1 protein-coding gene (cut by both window edges) is annotated in these 20433 nt (G+C 73.4%); it reads right to left on the bottom strand.

The whole window is internal to a GNAT family N-acetyltransferase gene (locus tag FHX44_RS19400; RefSeq protein WP_147257087.1) on the bottom strand: the coding sequence, 65646 nt in all, runs 12458 nt past the left edge and 32755 nt past the right edge, and what appears here is coding positions 32756–53188 — codons 10919 (partial) to 17730 (partial); the first complete codon in reading order (the gene reads right to left) occupies positions 20429–20431. The start codon and the stop codon both lie outside this window.

Here is a 20433-nt window from a genome sequence, read left to right as displayed (position 1 = left end):
GCGGCAGGGTGGGGTGCCAGCTCTCCCCGCGGTAGACGACCTCGACGGGCGCGCGCCCGGCCAGCAGGAGCGCGTCGTCCACCTGCTCGGCCTCCCGCAGCAGGTCCGGCCTGAGCTCGTCCTCGGGCGGATTGCTCCCCCACTGCTTCAGACGCTGCAGGTAGGCCTGCACCTGACGGTTGTTGCCGCGGAACAGCTTGATCGCGTCCCGCAGCTCCTGATCGCGCTTCACCAGCCTCCACCAGCGGGTCGACCGCTCGCGGGCATCACCGGGGGTGGTCGGCTGCGCGGAGGTCAGGGCCGCGGGGAGCTCGGTGGCCTCGGATCGGCTCGTGCGCCGGCTCTGGGTGAGCACCGTCCGCGCGCTGTGGTGCCGGCGCCAGGTCGTCGCGTCGGACTGCAGGGACAGCGAGCCCATCCGCACCACCACTCGCAGGGGCCCGCTGACGTCCCGCAGCTCGTCGGGGTCGAGCGGATCGGCCAGGCCGGGCTCGGGCACCTCGAGCTGGTACTCGCTGACCAGTGCGTAGGCCGCGTCGCGATGCGCCGCCACGGACACCAGCAGCCGCGACGCGTGCTCGACGAGCTCCTCGAGCCGCCAGTCCTCATCGCCCCGCCGCGAGTCGACGGACGAGCGGGACGGGGTGTGCCGCGCGATCCGGCCGAGGAGGAGTTCGAGTTCGTCGATCATCAGCGTGAGCCGGTCGAGCAGCCGGCCCAGCCGCTCGCCGGTCTCACCCGCGTCGACAGCGGGAAGCGCGGCCCGCCATGCGGTGATCCCCTCGCGGAGCCGCACGAGAGGGCCTGCTGCGTCGACATCGCCGGGCAGGCCGGCGACCGGTTGCCCGGTGGGCGCCTCGGGCTCGAGCGCGTCGACGACCACGACCCGGACCAGCTCACCGTTCGGGCGGGTGAGTAGGAACATCCGTTGATCGCCGATGAACAGGTGGTGCACGTCGAGGCCGCCCGCCCGGGCGACGGGCGCGTGGCCTCGTGGATCCTCGGCCAGCAGGCTCGGGGCTGGCGCACCCGCCTTGGCGACGATGAGCATCAGCGCCAGCCGGCGCAGCGGGGATGCGGCCTGCCAGAACTCGTCCAACCAGCCCGGCACGCTTCCCCGTCCGGTGGCGGCGGCGAGGGCCTCGGCCAGCCAGGCGGGCGGAACCGCGAGGTCGCTCGCCGCGGCCGGCTCTCGCACCCCGCCGTCGAGGGCGGCGGCAAGGGTGGTGAACGCCGCCCGATCCAGCCCGTCCCGCGGCCCGATCGGGAGCTGAGCCAGCTGACCCAGCAGGTCGGTGACCTGCCGCCAGTACCCGAGGTCGCCGGGTTCGCCGGCCAGCCGGCCGTACAACCGTGACAGCACCGAGTACAGCTGGGCACGGTCGTGGGCCGCGACGGCGTCCGCCGCCAGGTCGAGCGCGGCCAGCTGGTGGAAGACGCCCGCGAGGCCGAGCCGCTCGCCGGCCAGGCCGAAGTCCGGCCGTTCGCCCCGCAGCGCCTTGCGGGACTCGGCCAGCACGTTCGAGGCCGCCGGGGCCAAGGCGTCGGTCAGCTGGCCGGGCGAAACCTCGGCAAGGCTGAACACCCCGGCCGCCACCAACGCCTCGGCCGCCGGTGCGCGCTGCTCCCGGCTCGCCCCGGCCCAACTGTCGGCCAGCTCACCGGCCAGCTCCTCGACCCGGCCGTGCCGTTCGTCGCGGGCGACCATCGCCACCAGCAGCCGCAATGCATCCGGCACCAGCCGCTTCGCCTGCTGGAACTCCTCGCGGGTGTGGTTGTGGTACCCGGGGTGGCGCAGGAACCTCCAGCCGTTCTGTTCGATCAGCGCCAGAAGCGCGTCGATCGTGAGGGCGAACCTGCCCAGCAACCAGGCCAGCGGGTCCTCGCCCCTGTCGGCGGCCCCCCGCTGAGCCGCGACCGCGGCGAGCACGTCACGCCAGACGGCCAACCGCGGGCCCGGCCCACCGGCCACCATGTCGGTGACCAGCATCTTGACCAGCTCGCCGTCCGGGCGCGTGATCAGCAGCACGCGAACGTCGTCGACCGTCGCCTGGCGGACGTCCAGTCCTGCGACCCGGGCGATCGGGGCGCCGCCGGCCTGCCACGCAGCGCCCGCGCGCAGGAGCGCGATCCGCAGGTCGGGGTGCCACAACACCCACGGCACCTCGACCGGCTCATCGTTGTTCCTCAGGAGTGCGGCCGCCGCGGCGGACCGGCGCACCGAGAGCACGCGATCCGTCCCCTGGCGCAACCGCATCACGTCGGCACCGTCGCCGTTGTGTTCCTGCACCCACGGGGCGGGCAGGTACTCGCCGACCGCGCGGGCGTAGTGGGCGAGGCGACGCGCCGCCGGCGTGCGGGACCGCACCACGGGCCCCAGCTCTCCCCACACCCACCAGAACGGGATGTGCAACCCGAGCCGGCTCCGCGCGGGCCGGTGGGTGAAGCGGTGCCGGCCGTCCCGGCGCGCCCAGGAGTAGAGGTCGTGCAGCGCGCGGTGGTTCCCACCCGCGATCAGGGCCTCGATCTCCCGATGCGCACGCACGGGCGCGCCGCCTGGGTCCAGCGCGGTTTCGATCGGCAACGCCAGCTGGACGGCGTAACCGGGCTCGACGCCGAACCAGTGCGCCAGCAGCGCCACCGCCGTCATCTCCGCCAGGCCGGCGGCGTCGGCGCCGTAGATCCGCAGCACGCCGGTGGCCGGGTCCCACCTCGCGCCCGCGTCGATCGGCAGCCCGCCGCCCGGGTCGGCGACCGGCCCGGTCATGCGGTGGAACGCGATCGGGAGCAGCGGCCTCCGGCCGAATCGCAACCCAGCGCGGGCCCGCAGCAGGAGCACCGCGGGACCCCGGTGCCTGCCGGCGAGCAGCTCCGAGGTGGCCCGGGCCAGCAGCGCCGGCAGCGAGAACCCGCGCGCGCCGCGCAGCTCGGCGGCGAGGTCCGCGACGGTGTCCGGGTCGGACAGCTCCGAACCGGACAGGGCGGCGACGAGCGCGGGCTGCCACAGCGGCGAGCCCGCGCCGTGCGGCAGGCGCACCCAGCCGTGCCGGGCGAGCCACGGCCACTCGCGCAACGCCGCCTCCCGGACCTCCTGCCACACGTGGTCGGGTCCGCGCGAGCGTTCGCTCCATCCGGAGAACCGGTCGCGCTCGTGCCCGTACCGGCTCCACCGGTCGGCCTCGACGTGGCGGTGGCGCTCCTCGACCCGGGCGTCGGTGGTGTAGCCCTGCCCCTCCACCTCGGCGACGGTCAACCGGTAGAGCAGCCCGGGCACCTCCGGCACCCCGGCCCGAGTCAGCGCCTCGGCGAGCTCGCGCTCGGACACGACGACCAGGTCGGTGGCCTCCGCGGGCAGCATCCGCAGCAGCCGGCGCGACCGAAGCGGTCGCAGCGCCGGCAGAACGCCGCTCAGCGCGTCGCGTTCGGAAACCCGCAGCTGCCCGACCCCCGGTGGACCGTCGAACGCCTCGTCGTCGGTCTCGCCGTAGCGGTGGAAACCCAGCTCCAGGCCGTCGGCCTGCTCCACCAGCAGGGTCACGTCACGGTGGTTGCGGCGCACCTCGTCGGCCTTCGCGGCGAATTCGGCGGCGTAGTCGAGTGCCGCCCGCAGGAACGCCCGTTCGAGCTCGGAGGCACCGAAGGCGTGGCGAATCCAGGTGACGAGCGCGCCTGCGTCGGGGTCGAACTGCTCGATCAACCGGTCCAGGAACGGTCCTGCGAGCTGCCGGAGCTGGGAGAGGGTCCGCACCGGCACCCACTTCGCGGAGATCCCTGCTGCGTCCGCTGTGCCGCCGACCGCCAGGCGCGCTACCCACGGCACCTGCGCCGCGCTGAACCCGGCCCACGCAGCGAAGTGGGTGGCGACCAGCGCGTAGACCTCGAGGCCGTCGCCTCTCAGGCCGAAGAGGTGCAACCGGCGAACGCCGTCGGCCCCGACGTCGAGCCGGTACTCGGCCGCCGTCAGGTACGGGACCGCATCGCTGGTCAGCTCGTTGGTGCCGTGGTGCCTGACCAGCACCGGCAGGTCCTCGGCCGTCCTGCCGGACCGTGCCAGCAGCTCGCCGACCGCCGGGCCGTCGGTCCGCCCCGAGACCAGCTCGACCGTCGCTCGCCGCCACAACCCGACCCAGTCGCGCACCTGCGCCGGCGCGTCGCTCGGCAGCGCCGGCATCGCCCGGAGGTCCTCGATCTCCCACTCGTCGAACGTGGTCGGTCGGCCGGTCGGCCCGTGGCGGCTGCTCGACCGGACCCTGACTCCGGGGATCGGCGCGAGCACACCCGATTCGGCTCCCGCCTCGGGCAGCAACACACCGCGCTGTCCCTCTCCGCCGTGTCCCTCGCCGCGCTGTCGGTCGCCGCGCTCCCCGGCCGGTCCTCCGAACCCGCCGTCCGGCGGCAACACCACCATTGCGAGCCCGCCGACCGCGGTGACCCCCGGAATGCCGACGGCGGCGCCGATGGCGACCCCCGCGGCGAAGGAAGCGACGCGCAGCAGGAAGGCGTGGCCGACGTCGCTACCGGCCGCGGCCAGCAAGAGGTGCAACCGGCTCGGCATCGGCGACGCCGGGTCCCACCGGTGTCGCAGCACGGTTCCCACCTGCCGCAGGACGACGGCTTCCAACAGGATCACCAGCCCGGCGCCGACGACCTCCCACCCGGCGCCGGCCGCGATGAGGCTCCCGCCGGCCGCCATCCCGGCCCCGGCCAGGACCTCCGGCCTCAGCAGCGCTCCGATCAACGTCCTGACCCACGACCCGCCACCACCGCCGGCCGCAGCCCCTTTCCGGGCCTCCTCGGGGGGCGGGCCGCGCGCCGGGTGCAGGAACCGCTCGCGGTCCAGGGGATCGGTGCTCGCGTGCGGGACAGCGGCGCCCTGCTCCAGCAGCACGACGGCCACCACGGGCCAGGCGATGGCGAGCCCCGGCTCCAGCGGCAGCGTGGGAACGTCGTCGACGGGGAACCAGCGAACGTCGGCGCTCTCGCCGCGCGCGCTACCCGACAGCCTTGTCGTGATCAGCGAATCGGCGTGCCCGAGCACGGTGACGAACGACCAGTCGCCGTGGTCGTCCACGTAGCTGCGTCCGGCCAGCGTGTAGTCGTGGCCGACGCGGAGCCCGGTCTCCTCGAACGTCTCCCGGACAGCGGTCCCGTCGGGGACCTCCCCCGGCGCGGCGGCACCACCCGGCAACCCCCACGTGCCCGCGTGCTGGTTCCTCCTCGCCCGCTGCTGCAGGAGCACCCACCGCGTCCCGTTCGGTGCGCGATGCACGAGCAGCAGGCCCGCTGCGCCCGCCGGTCCCCGATGCCGGTGACCGCAGCCCGTGCAGGAGGTCCACCGCGGCTTCCCGAAGCGTGGGTGACGAACTGCGGGCGGGGCCGTGGGCACACCGAGCCGGCTGCGGACGAGACCGAGGAAGCCGTCCAGGCTCTCGACGGAAGCGCCGCCGGCGAGGCCGGCCGAGCCGTGCTCGGCGAGCAGGCCGAGGAACCCGCCCCACCAGTGTTTGCCCAGCAGGCGGTACTCCTTGGTGTGACGCACGGTCGCGCCCACCATCTCGGTGGTCAGGTACGCCACCCTGTCGGTGGCGTCGAGGGACACCACCAGCCGGTTGGCGAGCCGGACCGCCTCCACGGCATCCGTCCCGCGACCCGCCAGGACCTGGGCCAGGTTCGTGGGCGCCACCACCCGCACCTCCCAGCCGCGCAGCCGGGTGCGCAGCGGCCCGAGCACCCACCGCTCCGACCGGAGCAACGCCCGTGCGCTGCCCGATCCCCGCGGGGACCGGCCCGCCGCGGCCTCCCACGCCTGCGCCAACGCCGTGCGGATCTCCCCCTGCTCGTTCTCGGTGAACGGACGGGTACCGACCACCGCGTCCGGCACGACGGGAACCCGCCGGAGCAGCCGCCACGTCCAGCGGTGCCCGGCCAGCCACGAGCGATGGGTGAGATGAACGACCTCCCGGGCGAGGCGGTGCGCCGCCACGTAGACCGGGAATCCGACCACCAACGGCGGACCGAGCGCGGTCACCAGGACGACGGCCACCGCCATCCCCGCCCCGAACAGGAGGTAGCGGCCCGGGGACGGGGTCTCCCCCTTCGTGAAGAGCCGCTCGACGGGGTCCTTCAACGTCGCCACGTGGTACAGCGACCGGTACTTGCCCCCGCGGGCGATGCGGGCGGCCAGCGCACCGCGCAGGACCTCGTCCCGGAGTCCGGGCCACGGCGCCTCCGGCCCCTCGGGGCCCGCCTCGACCAGGACGAGTGTCCAGCGCCCCCGCCGGTCCTGCTGCTTGTACAGCACGTGGAAGGTGGTGCCGGGCCGGAAGGTCACCTCGTGGTGAGCGGGGACGCTCGAGACCAGCCCGCTGTACCCCCCGGTGACCGAGAAGATCCGGAACTTCACCGTCGGCGAGAAGCCCTTGCGCTTGCTGGCGCTGATGATCTGCGACTCGGTCACCGTCCGGCCGGGCACGTAGCGCTCCACGAACCGGTTCGCCGAGCCGGCGCTCTCGAAGTACACCCCCCGGTTCACCCAGCCGCGGACCGGGAGCTGGTTCAACCCGGACACCAGCATGCGGATGTGCACCGTCCACCTGGCGAGCTCGGCGACGTCCACCGAGCGCAGCGCGCGGTTGAACCGGGAGCCCCACCTCGTGTAGTCGCGGCCCGCGAGCAGGTCCTCGGCCGGCACGCCGGCCAGCTCGGGATGCCAGGCGAGCAACCTCCGGAGCGACGGCGCGATCAAACCCCGCTTCATCAGGCGCATCCGGTGCGTGCCGAGCAGCTCGCGGTACTCGGCGCGCTCGGCGTCGGTGGCCCGGTACTCGTGGCCCAGCCACCACTCGCGCATCACATCGGTCAGCGCCACCCGCGAACCGTCGTCGGAGACGAACAGCTCACCACCGGATGCCCCCACCACGTACCGGAGCGTGTTGCCCGTGAGCGAGAACCGGCGCTCGACGTCGCGCACACCGAGCACGCCCTCCGGACTCCCCCGCAGCAACGCCACGATCGCGCCGGTCAGCCGCTCGACCTCGCGCGCGGTCGGCTCCGCGTGCGCGGCCGACCGCGGCAGCCGGCCCATGACCGCGTCGACGTGCCGTTGGTGGACCTCCTCGCTGCGCAGGCCCCGGACCCGGTCGTCGATCTCGATCCGCAGGATCTCGCCGAGCAACCCGGCCGCACGCAGCCGCGCGAACATCTCGTCGGTGAGGACGACGACCGCGCCCTCTTCCGTGTGCAACGTGTAGGCGCCCAGGTGGTCCGCCACGCGGCCCAGGCCGCGCACGCGCAGGAACGCACCCGGCACCAGGACCACCTGCACCGGCGGTCCACGAGGCGACGCAGGCAGCTCGGCCGGGTTGATCGGCTTGGCCACGCGGCGCCGCAACGCCGACCTCAGCACCGACTGCAGCAGCGGCTCATCACCGGGCAGGAACCCACCGTGGATCGCGGCACCGTCGCCGCCGCGGACGGTGCCGGCCAGCAGGGCGGCGGACACGGCCGGCCAGGTCGCCGCGAGACCCGGGTGCAGCGGCAGCGTGTGCAGCTCGTCGACCCGGACCCATCGCAGTTCGATGCTCTCCTTCCTCGCCTTCCCCGACATGCGGGGCCGGACCAGCGAGGCGGCGTGGGCGAGCACCGTCGTGTAGGCCCAGTTGCCGTGGTCGTCGACGTAGCTCCGCCCGGCCAACGTGTAGTCGACCGAAGCGCGGAGCCCGGTCTCCTCGAGCGTCTCCCGGACCGCGGCCTGCTCGGCGGTCTCCCCCTGCTCGAGAGCCCCACCGGGCAGCGACCAGGTGCCCGCGTGCTGGTTCCGGCTCGACCGGTGCTGCATGAGCACCCAGTTCGTCCCGTCCGGCGCGCGGTGCACGAGCAGCATTCCGGCCGCGCCGTATGCGCCCCAGTGCCGCTGGCCGCAAGCGGTGCAGTCGGTCCATCTACGCGGCGCCGGCCGGCCGGGCCAGCGGGCGGGCGGTGCGGCGGCGGCCGCGGAGGCCGGGCCGGTGAACAGACCGATGAAGCCGTCGAGGCTCTCCACCGCGGTGGTCTCGCGCCGCGTGGATCCGGAGAACAGCTCGGCCCACCAGTGCTTGTCCAGCAGGCGGTGGTTGTCGGTGTTCCGCAGGGTCGCCAGCACCATGTCGGTGGTGACGTAGACCGCATGATGGGCGGCGTCCACGGACACCACCAGCTGGCGGGCGAGCGTCCGGGCCGTCTCAAGGTCCATTCCTCCGCGGACCAGTTCCCTGGTGACGTGCCCGGTCGCGACCATGCGGATCCGCCAGCCCGGCAGCGCGTGCTGGAGCGGCCCGAGCACCCACCACCGCACCTTGATCAGATCCCATGCGCTGTGGAGGTGGTGCGGTAGCCCCGGCGAGGTCCTCGCCGACGCCCACGGCAACGCGTCGGCGAGCGCATGCTGCTCGTTCTCGCCGAGCGGGCGGATGCCCAGCGTTCCGCTCGACAGGTGAGGGGACTGGCGCAACAGCGATCCGCTCGCCGCACCCGCTGCCGACCATGCGTGGTAGCCGAGGTGGAGGAGCCCGCGGCCGAGCATCGTGAACGGCCGCAACGCGAAGGCCAGCCCGATGGTGACGACCAGCAACGCACCGGCCACGACCACAGCCGCAAGCCACAGCGGCAGGAGGACCACCATGGAGATGAGGACGACCGGTCCCGACGCGAAGAGCATCATGTCGTCGATCCGGTCGCCGATCCGCTTCAGCGTGTGGCTGTGCGCCTCCGGGATGAACTTGCCGCTGCGCGCGACCCGAGCGGCCAGCTCGGCCCGCCGAGCCTCGTCGCGGACTCCGGGCCACGGTGCACCCGGCCCCTCCGGGCCTGCCTCGACCATGACGATCGTCCAACGCCCGCGCCGACGCTCGTGCCGGTGGACGACGTGGAACGTCGTGCCCGGGCGGAACACGACCTCGTAGTCCGTCTTGCTCCACGAGACCAGCTGGCCATCCCCACCGGTGATCGAGAAGATCCGGAACCGAACCGTCGCCCGGTACCCCTTGTACTTGCTGGTGCTGATCACCTGCGACTCGGTCACGGTCCGCCCCGGCACGTAACGCTCGACGTACCGGGCCGCCTCTTCCCTGCTGCCGAAGAAGACGCCGCGGTTCACCCAACCGCGGAACGGGATCTGGTTCAGCCCCGAAACCAGCAACCGGATCTGAGAGGTCAGACCGGCCATCTCGGTCAGCGCCAACGACCGCAGGGGCCCGTTGAAGATCGCACTCCGCTTGACGTATCCCCGAACACCGGACAGGTCCTGCCACGGCACGTTGGCCAGTTCCGAATGCTTGGCCTGACGCGCCTTGATGAAGTCCTCCCAGATCGCGAAATGCGCGGCCCGTTCGGCGTCGCTCACCCGGAATTCGTTGCCCAGCCACCACTCGCGCATGACCTCGGTGAGCGCAAGCTTGGACCCGTCGTCCGAGATGAACAGCTCTCCCTCGGATGCCCACTCCACGTAGCGCAGCTCGCGGACGCTGAGCGAGAACTGCTCCGCGACGTCGTTGGCAGACCGCACACCGTCGGGGCTCTCGCGCAGGACCGCCACGATCTCGCCGGTCACCCGGAGGATCTCGCGCGCAGTCGCCTCTGGACGCCTGCGCGGCGAAGGCAGCCGCTCCATGGTCGCGTCCACCAGCTGTTGGTGGGCGTCCTCGTCGCGCAGGGTGTGCACCCGGTCGTCGATCTCGATCCAGAGGATCTCGTCCAGCAGACGGGCGGCGCGCAGCCGAGCGAACATCCGCAGGGTGAAGAACACCACCGGGCCGTCCTCGGTGTGCAAGGTGTAAGCGCCCAGGTGGTCGGCCACCCGGTTCAGGCCCCGCTCCCGCAGGAACGCGCCGGGAACCCGGACCACCGGTGCCGGCGGCGGACCGCGCGGCGACGCCGGCAACCGGGCCGGGTCCAGCGGCTTCGCCACACCCCGCCGCAGCGACTCCCGCAGCACCGCCTGCAACACCGGCTCCTCACCCGGCAGGAACCCACCCCGGATCGCCGCGCCGCCGGTGGACCGGGAACCGGTCAGCGCCACCCGCGAACCGTCGTCGGAGACGAACAGCTCGCCACCGGATGCCCCCACCACGTACCGGAGCGTCTTGCCCGTGAGCGAGAACCGGCGCTCGACGTCGCGCACACCGAGCACGCCCTCCGGACTCCCCCGCAGCAACGCCACGATCGCGCCGGTCAGCCGCTCGACCTCGCGCGCGGTCGGCTCCGCCTGCCCGAGGCGGGGCAGCCACCCCAGCACCGCGTCGACGCGTCGCTGGTGGGCGTCCTCGGTGCGCCGGCCCTGTACCCGGTCCTCGATCTCGATGCGCAGGATCTCGCCGAGCAGACCGGCGGCACGCAGCCGCGCGAACATCTCGTCGGTGAACACGACCACCGGCCCGCGCTCGGTGTGCAGTGTGTAGGCACCCAAGTGGTCCGCCACCCGGCCCAGGCCCCGCACCCGCAGGAAGGCACCCGGAACGACGACCGCCCGGACCGGCGTGCCGCGCGGGACGCCCGGCAGCTCGGCCGGGTCCACCGGTCTCGCGATCCCCCGCCGCAGCGCCGCCCGCAGGAGCGAAGCCAGCAGCGGTTCCTCCCCGGGCAGGAAACCACCCTGGACGGCAGCACCGTTGCCGGCCGAGATCTGTCCGAACTCCCGGGCGGTGCGCAGTGGGGACGACACCAGCAGCAGGGCCGGTGCCCATCGGCCGAGACCGGCGACGAGCAATGTGGGCACCAGCCCGAATTGCGTCGCGGCGAAGCCGGCGAGCAGGGCACCGGGTGCCATGCCGATCCGGGAGATCCACTCGATTGCGGCGAGGGTGCGGGTTTCCAGCTCCGGCGGCGTGACTGAAGCACGGTAGGGACCGGTGACGACCATCGACACTGCAGCCGACGCGCTCGCGACAGTCAGGGTGGCGGCGACGAGCAGGATCCCCCACCCGGGCTGTGCCAGCGGCAACAGCAGGTAGAGCGGCCCCGGCCAGACCGTGGCGATCCAGAAGAGCCGTGCGTTGCCGACCCGTTTCGCCTTGAGCCGGCCGGACCACCCCACCGGCGCGGCGGTGGGTGGAGGTTGGAGCAGCTGACGCGCGAGCCGGGCGCCGAGAACACCGCCGAGCGCGGCAACGCTGGTGACGGCGCCGAACTGGAGCGACGAGGCGTCGAGCGACTTGACCAGGAACACGACCAGCAGCGCGCTGGTCGCCGCGGAGAAGGAGTTCGCAGTCGCGTACACCGCACTCGTCCTGCCGAGCACCGGATGGCCTGCGACGAAACGCACGCCTTCGGTGATGCCGCGCAGCGTGCTGAACGCTCCCGCCCTGGTCGACGCGCGCTCGCCCGGTGCAGGGCTGCCTTCGATGGTGCGGACGCGGGTCAGCGCGAACGCGTTGAACGCATAGGAGGCGGCATCGGCGACGATCGCGGTCACGGTGCCGATCGCGGAGGCCAGCGACACCCCCAGGGTCGGCCCGGCCGCTCGCGCGACGGACTGGTCGGTGAGCAGCTTCGCGCGGATGTCGCGCAGGCGTCGCTGGTCGCCGCCGGCGAGCGCGTCGACATGGGACTGCGCGGCGATCTGGAAGAACACCTCCAGCAGAGCGAGACCGCCGACCACCGCGTAGAGCTGGGCAAGGCTGAACACCCCGGCCAACGCGGCGAGCGGAATCGATGCCAGCAGCACCACGCGCGAGAGCTCGATGCGGATCATCAGCGGCCGCTTCCGCACCCCCTCCAGCCAGGAGCCCGCGGGCAGCGACACCAGCAGGAAGGCGACGGCCGACAGGAACGTCAGGACGCTGACCTGCAGCGTCGAGGCGTCCAGGACCGTCACCGCGATCCACGGCACCAGCAACGTCGAGACCTGCGAGCCCAGCGCGCTGACCGCTTGACCGGACCGGTACCACGCGGAGTCGCGGTCGGCGAGCGCCATGGCCGCGATCAGCGGCGCGGCCAACTCGGCGGCATGTGCGGCGTGTCGGTGGCCGGTGTGCTCGTCGCCGTGCAGGTGGAAGTCGCGCTCGTGGACGAGGAGCCGGTACCACCACCGCGCCGGCAACCGACCGGCCCGAACGTGTCCGGAGATCTCTTCGAGCATCGCCAGGGTGACGACCACGACACCGTTGCGGGCCTGCGGTACCGCATGGTCCTTCCATCCGAACGCCACCAGCCGGTCGGCATGGGAGACCACGACGTCATCGCCCGCCACCAGCACCCGGACGCCGGGTGGTCCCGGCGGCATCCGGAACGCCAGCCCCTCCAGCGGGACCAGCTTGCCGGCCTGCGTGCGCAGGTCTCGCACCACCTGCGCCCGCTGCGCGCTCACCAGATCCTCGCCGAGCACCACCGCCCCACCGTCGCCACCCGGTGCGATGTCGTGCCGGGGGCCGGGCCCGGCACGCTCGGCCTCGTAGTAGCGCCGCACCGCCCGCTCGTCCAGCCCGGCCCAGTTGCGGAAGTCGGACCGGTAGCCGTTCCTGGTCAGCAAGCGGTCCGCCGCCCGGACCGCGCGGGCCCGGTTGTAGCGCTGCAACGCGACCAGCAGGGTGTTCCACACGAAGAGCCCCGCGTCATCCCAGAACTCCGAGCCGAACCCCCCTGCCGTCGCCTCGTCGAACATCTGCGCGCTCGTGGAGATCACCACCGCGAGGTGGAGCATCTCGTTGAACACGCTGCCGCCGAGCGCGAACCTGGTCACCGCCTCCAACGGGGGCTGCCTCCCGTCGAGCCGGTAGTTGCGGGAGAGGCGGCCCTCCCAAGGCACGGTCAGCCGCCCCACGGTGCCCATCACGACCCGGCGGACCAGTGGGCTGCCGAACCGCTCGTGCCGGCGCACCGACGCCTCCGCGTCGCGCGGGATCAGGTACCGCAGCAGCATGCCGCGCACGGGGCCGACGCCGGTGTGCTGCAGCAGCTGCCGCACGGTCGGCGGCGGCGTCCGGCGGGCCCGGTCGAGACGCTCGAGCAGCTCGGCGGCGACCTCCTGTCGCGAGCGGCCGTCCGCCGAGCGGGTGTGCCCCTCGATCCGGAACCGGGTCTCGTAGGCGATCAGGTCGGTGAACCACTCCGGGTTCAGGCGACCGGACTCGACGAGCCGATGCACCTCCTCCAACACGTGTTGGAAGATCACGATCGCCCCGTTGGGGGCGTCCACCGGATGCACCCACCCGAACGCGACCAGCACCTCACGTGGGTTCGACACCCCGGCGTCACGCAACGCGGCAACCGTCGACGCCTCCGCGTCCCACGTCCAGATCGGGGGCGCCCACCGCGGCGACGGCCGCGGCAACAGCGGGAACTGCCACCACGCCACCGAACGCATGTACAACACGAGCTCGGGCATCCGCCGCAGCACCGCTCTGACGACCGGGGTGACCAGATCACCGACCGCCAGCGGGCCGCCCCGCCCGCCACCGCCCGCGGTACCGGTGTCGGTCGCGCCGGTCTCGGCCGCCGGCCCCGACCCCGGCGGAGGTCCTCGCGGTGACTCCGGCAGCCGGGCCGGATCCCGCGGCCCAGCCACACCCCGCCGCAGCGCCTCTTGCAGCGGCTCCTCGCCGGGCAGGACGCCTCCCCGGATCGCCGCACCGGCGTGCGGTCGGTGCTCACCGCCGTCGCGAGTGACGGCCGTCCAGCCGGTTCGGGCGAACGCTGCCTCGACGACAGCCGTCAGCAGCCGGTTCTCGGCGTCGGTGTCGGCGTACGCGCGCCGGCTCCGGGTGAGCACGGTGAGCTCGGCGCCGGCCACGGTGCCGGCCGCCGGCACCAGTGCCTCGGTGCTCGGCCCGGGCACCAGCCACAAGGTGCCGTCGGCGCGCAGCTCCCAGCCCACGGGTGCCCCGGTGCCCATCAGCGCGGCCGCTTCGGGGCTGCCCACCTCGACCGCGCCCTCGGCGTTCTCGCGGTGGCCGTGCGGGTTGGCGAACGTCGGCAGCGATGCGGCGAGAACCTTCCATGCCTGCCGCCCGGTCGTCGGGGCCGCCGGCTGCTCGACGACCAGCAGCCGCACGAGCTCGTCACCCTCGACGATCAGCGAGTACACCGCCCCGTCGTGCAAGACCTGCCGGACGGTCAGCGAACCGGACGCCAGCACGGGACCGCCCGCGGCCCGCCACAGCCGCGCGACCAGCTCGAAGGTTCCGAGCCTCGGGTCGAGCAGCGGGGTCGAGGCGGGGAAGTCGGCATCCACCAGCAGCGGTGCGCTGACCCCCGGCCCACCCAGCCGCCACAGGTCGCGTCCACCCCGGGTGACCGGGGTGAACCCGGCCCGGTCGGCGAGCCGGACCACCACCGCGTCACCGGCGCCGAGCGTGATCGCCAGCCGGGCGTCGGCGACGATGGCCCTGACCAGCGCGGGGTGCACCGCGACGGCCGGCTCGAACGACTCGTACCGCTCGGCCAGCACCATCTCGCCCGCCGTGTGCAAGTGCTCGACCAGCCAGCCGGTGATTCCGGCGTCGAGCCGGGTGACCCGGCCCGACCGGTTGTCCGCCAGCGCGCGGGTCGATTCCAGCAGGTAGCGGTTGACGATGTACCCGGCCTGCTCGATGCCGCCCGGCACGGCGGCGACGTCGGCCAGGCCCGCCTCGGCGTCGGTGAGCAGCTCCGCCGCGTAGTCGCGGTCGTCCTCGCCTGCGTACCGGTCGCTGAGCAGGTCGTGGGCCAGCACGAGCCGGTCGCGCGCGGCACGCAGCATCCACGCCACCGTGTCGGGGCGCACCCGGCCCTGCGCGGGCGCCGTGGCCGGGGACCACACCTCGAAGGTCTCGGTGTAGGTGCTGGGCAGGGGGCGGTGGCCGGGGATGGTCACCCGGGAGGCCGGGCTTGCCGCGAACACGTCGGCGGAGATGCCGCGCGCCGTGCCCTTCTCGTCGAGGTCGGCCTCTGCCCCGTTCCACTTGCCGTACGGGAAGAGCTGGATGCTCCGGGCCCGGGTGACCGCGCCCGAAGCCGTGGGCAGGAGGTCCGGGTCGTACCACGTGGTCGGGCGGGTCTGCTTGAGGTGGTCCACGCCCAGCTCGGTGGCCCATCCGGTGAGGAACCCGACGAACGCCGGCCCGAGGTCCAGATCCCCGCGGTCGGTCATGACGTGGCTGAGCGGGAGGATCTCGTTGTCGGTGACGAACACCGCGAGCCGGGCGATCCGCTCGCCGACGGAGCCGTGCGCGTCGAGCTCGCGGGCGTAGATCACCGCGATCCGCGGGTGCAGCACGTTCTCCTGGGCGTACTCCCGCTCCACCCCGGTCAGCAGGTGCTGGCAGGCGTTCCCGAACCCGCAGCCCAGGTGGAGGATCTCCACCGGGTCGGTGGAGACGTCGAGCTGGACGTGCCGACCGTCGATCGAGAGACGCTCCGGGGCCGGGGCGTGCTCGCGCGCCACCCACGGCCGTACCCCGCCCAGCCGGACGGTCAGCTGGTCGTGCCACCAGGTCCAGGCCACGGTGGCTGCCTCGTCGGCGTCACCGCCGCGGTGGAGTACCGCGAAGTAGCGGGCCAGCAGCTGCTCGAGGTCCCAGCGGCTCTTCCCCCGGTACTCCACCAGGGCGTTCCACAGCATGCCCCCGGGCTTGAGCTGCACCGCCCGCGAGGGCGACAGCCACACCCGCAGCAGCGCCCCGATGCTGCGTCCGACGGTCCGGCGCAGCTGCCGCTCGTACGCGGTGAGCGGGGCGGCCCGCTTCGCCGCGCGCGCCGGTTTTCCAGCGGCCAGCGTGCGCAGGTCGGCCTGGACGGGCGCGGTCAGGTCCAGCTTCGCGAGCACGCCGTCCAGCCGGGCAAGTGTTCGCGCCAGGCCCAGCCACGCACCCAGGTACAGCTTGCGGTCCTGGCCCCACTCGGCGCCCGGCGCGTTCGCGAGCAGCTCGTCCAGTGCAGGGCCCCATGTCATGCCGAGCAACGCCTCGGTCAGGTCCGACAGCACGGCCGCACCGCGGCGGCGCTTGGGCAGGTCCGCCAACCACGGCGCCCGGCCGGTGGCCGCGATCAACAGCGCCAGCGCGAGCCGGTCGCGCATGGACGCCTTGCGCGTCCACGACCGCTCCAGCCAGTACGGCCGGCCCAGCGCGTCGGCCACCCAGCTCGGCAGGGTGGCGACCGCGCTCCACGCCGGGTCGTCGGCGGCGGCGAACGGGCGCCGGGATGCCTGGAACAGCCGGACGACCAGCACGGTCCGCCACGCCTCCGCCCCGGCGACCGGTTCGGCGGCCAGGTCCCGCAACACACCCATCGCGGTGAGCCACAGCTGCGTGCTCGGCGAGGAGCCCAGGGAGCGGTCGTCGGTGATCCGGAGGATCCGCCGAGCCAGGTCCAGCCGCCGCGCGACCACGGCCAGCTCGCCGGTCAGCTGTGCGCGCACCGCCGGGTCCGCGACCTCGGCGAGCCGCTCGGTGAGCAGGGCCGACTGAGTCGTGGCGTCCGCGACCTCGGAGTACGCCGCCGCCGTCCAGCGCCCGGGCCGGTGCTCGGCCGCCGCCGACAGCGCGGACTCGACGATCGAGGCCAGCTCGGCCAGGCCCTCGGCCACCGACGTCCGCAGGCCGGCCTGCTCGGCCGCCAACGCGTCCAGCCACTGCCCGACCAACCGCTGAGCGCTGCCCCGGCGCCGCTCCCGCCACGCCGCCAGCTCCTCGACGGACACCGGGCGGTCGACCCGGTACGCGTGCTCGTGCGCGAGCACCCGCTCCAGGAAGTCCGCCGGCAGCAACGCCTTGGCCTGCAGCCGCCGCATCACCGCCAATTGCTCGTCGGTGACGTACACCCGCCCGTCGAGCGTGTACGCGATGACGTTGCGCAACGTGGTGTCGCCGACACCCCGGTGCCGCAGGTCCGCTGCGCGCACCAGCCGGCCGCCGGCGCCGCCGCCGTCACGGGTCAGCAGCCGGGTCGGCGTGGCCGCTCCCAGCGCGGCCTCGAAACCGTCACGAGCCACGCCCAACGGCTCCACCGCCAGCGCACCACCGGACGGTTGCCGAGCGCCGCACGCTTCGCAGAACCGATGGTCGGGCGCGACCACCTCGCCGCACTGCGCGCAGTCATGCGGTGCCGCGGCTTCTTCCCGGGGGATGTCGGTGGCGAGCGCCCGCTCGGCGCGTTCGAGGACCTCTCGTGCCTCCGAGCGCGAAACCGGATGCGCGTCGGCGCGAGCGAGGAACGCGCGGAGCGCCGCCAGTTCACCGATCAGCTCGCGGTGCAGCCCACGCAGGGTCTGGCCACCCGGTGGGGCCAGGTCGCTGACGTCTTCCCACACCATGTGCGCCAGGTACGCGCCGTCGTCGTGGCGGGTCAGCCGCAGATCGCGGACCACGAATGCGGAACCGGGGATGAAGGTGAGCTCGTGGAAGAGCCCCCCGGCGAACCAGTCGATCACCCGGAAGGAGTCCCGGCCGGTGCGCGAACGGACCTCGATGGTGACCGGATTCTCGCTGTAGTACGCGGTGCGCAGCCCGGCGGTCGGGTCAGCGCCCGGCGGCGCGTACCCGGGGATCTCCGTGCTCCCGAACCCGGGGTCGACCACGAGCCCGCCGATCGGGTGGGTCTCGGGGAGCCGAGCGATGTCCCGCTGGGACAGCCAGATGCCCCGATAGGCGGAGGTGCCGCTGACGGCGGGTAGCTGGTTGAACCCGGAGGTCGCGGTCCGGATGAAGGCGTCGTGGCGCCTGATCTGCTCGGGGTCGCCGGAGCGCAGCGCCGCATTGGGTTCGGCGTAGAACGCCGACAGGTACACGATCATCGCGTGCAGGTCCGCACGCGGGATGTCGCGGAGCGCACCCCGGGACTGGATCGTGTCGATCAGCCGGTGGATGCGCGTGGCGATTCCGGAGTCGACCGGCGGGTTGGCCAGGTAGCGACGCTGGTCCTCGGCGGAGGAACGGAAGTCGGGGTTGCCGTAGTACTCGCCGTACGCGGCGGCGGGTTGATCGCTGGTCACCGGGAGGGGGTCGGTGCCCAGTGCCGCGAGCACCGGGTGGCGTGCGAGGACGGCCTCGGCTTCGGCCGCCAGCGCGCGCAGCCACTGCCCGGCCAACCGCTGAGCGCTGCCCCGGCGCCGCTCCCGCCACGCCGCCAACTCCTCGACGGACACCGGGCGGTCGACCCGGTACGTGTGCTCGTGCGCGAGCACCCGCTCCAGGAAGTCCGCCGGCAGCAGGCCCTTGGCCTGCAGCCGCCGCATCGCCGACAGCTGCTCGTCCGTGACGTACACCCGCCCGTCGAGCGTGTAGGCGATGACGCTCCGCAGCGTCTCGTCGCCGACGCCGCGCTCGCGAAGCGCCGCCGCGGACACCAACAAGCCACCGGCGCCACCGTCACGGGTCAGCAGCCGGGTCGGCCGGGCCGCCCCCAGCGCAGCCTCGAAACCGTCGCGGGCCGCGCCCAACGACTCCACCGCCAGCGCACCGACCCGCGGACCACCGGCCGGGCTGGGCGGCGGGCCACGCGGGCGGGCCGCCGCGAACGGCAGCCTCGGCGCGATGTCCTGCTTCCAGGTACCGGTCGCGCGGACCCGGCGCAGCCCCTCGACCCCGAGGAAGGTGATCAGGCCGTAGGCGCCGAACACCAGGCTCGCGACCTGGACGGCCAGGTTGTCCGGGTTGAGGTTGATCAGACCGAGTGCGATCAGCGAAGCGCCGATCGTGAAGTTCGCGGTGGCGCCGCGCTTGGGGGCCTTGCGGCCGAGCGACAGCTCCAGCGCCACACCCAGGCGGGAGGCGTAGTAGGTGGTGCCGGTGAGCACCGCCGCGGACAGCGCCGACAGGAAGTTCAGGTCGGCCGCGAACTGCACGGTGAGCAGGAAGTTGGCGAGCGTCAGCACCGGGAAGCCGATGACCTGCACCATCCACCGGAAGCGGGGGTGCCCGCCGATGTCGTAGCCGGCCCAGCCACTCGCCGCGGAGGCCGCGGCGTGCAGCAGGAACGCGGCGTCGGCCACCGCGTAGATGGCATTGACCCAGAACGCCAGGCCGCCGCTGGCCGCGGCGAGCGCGATGTGCCCGATCAGGTTGACGAGGAACGTCGCCGCCAGCGTCGTGTGCAGGGCCCGGCCGAACCGCCCGGAGTGCGGGTTCATGTCCATGATCGAGTTGGCCGTGGCGCCGATCAACCGGCTGATCCGGTCCTGGTAGATCGAGTACTCCTTCACGGCCAGCTTCTGCCGGTCCGAGACCCGCTCGTCCGGCAGCAGCGGCACGTGGCGCAGCGCCGCGGCCAGGCGCATGAACTCGTCGGTGAGGCGGTCGAACTCGGCCAGCACGTACCGCAGGTGATCCGCCCGCCCGCGGCCGGGCACCGGCTCCAGCTCGTACGGCAGGTTCTTGCGGATCAGGTGCGTCTGCCAAGCGATCACGTTCAGGTCGACCCGGCCCCGCTCGATGATCGACTCGCCGAACACCCGGGCCTGCTGGGTGTGCGCGGTGCGGGTCAGCGTGATCGTCCCGCGCACGATGAACGCCAGGCTGTTGGTGATGGTGAGGATCCCGGTCGGCGCCAGTGCGGTGACCGGCCCGAACGCCATCGCCACCCCGATGGCCATCAGCGCGCCGCCGATCGCCATGTTGATCCGGAAGTTCCTGCGCAGGGTCTGCCGCATCTCGCGGATCGCGTTCTCGCTGTTCCCGGCCTCCTGCTGCGTGGCCTCCACGTCGTCGCGGACCGCGTCCATCCACTCGGTGCGCCCCGCCGACCCCGGGGTGGTGCCGGTGGCGGTGTCGACCTGGGCGGCGAGCACGATGGCCTGGACGCTGTAGTCGACGCCGAGCTCGGTGGCCCGCTCCGCCGGACGCAGCCCGCTGCGCTCGAGCCACTTGTCGGCCAGCCCGTCGAGCCGGCCGTTGACCTTGGCCACCTGCTCGGAAGCGGCCAGCTGCAGCGCCCGCTTGTAGAGGCCGAACGTGTTGCGGCCCTCCACGACGGCCGGGGTCACCGCGTGGTGCCAGCGCAGCATCGAGCGCATCTGCTCGTGCGCGTGCCAGTTGCCCGGGCCGACCAGTACGTGGTCGGGGTCGACCGTCCGCCCGCCGACGCGCTGCTCCTCCACCCACGACCGGACGAACCGCTCCCGCTCGATGGGCAGCGCCCGCAGGAAGCCGTCCCAGCGCCCGGAGGTGATCTCGGCGAAGGCCCACTGCTGGCCACGGCGGCGCGCGTTGCCGTACACGCGGTTGGCGTTGCCGTGCAGCATCAGCTGGACGGCCCGCTTGCCGCCCCGCTGCCCCTCGATCTCCTCGAACAGCGGCGTCATGTCGTGGTAGTGCCGCTCATAGTTGTCCTCGGTGGGTGCCTTGACCGAGTCCGAGCCCCACAGGAACCGGGTCGGGTGGTCGAGCACCAGCCGCACGAACCGCTTGCGGATCGCCTCGCTGGCGTAGATGTGTTGTGCGAGGTCGTTCCAGGAGACGTCGAAGTTGACCTGCTCCTCGGGGAAGT

Origin of the sequence: Pseudonocardia hierapolitana, from assembly GCF_007994075.1 — a bacterium.
Taxonomy (GTDB): Bacteria; Actinomycetota; Actinomycetes; order Mycobacteriales; family Pseudonocardiaceae; genus Pseudonocardia; species Pseudonocardia hierapolitana.
The sequence above is the reverse complement of the archived record's forward strand: the minus strand, read 5'-3'. Positions and strand labels throughout refer to the sequence as shown.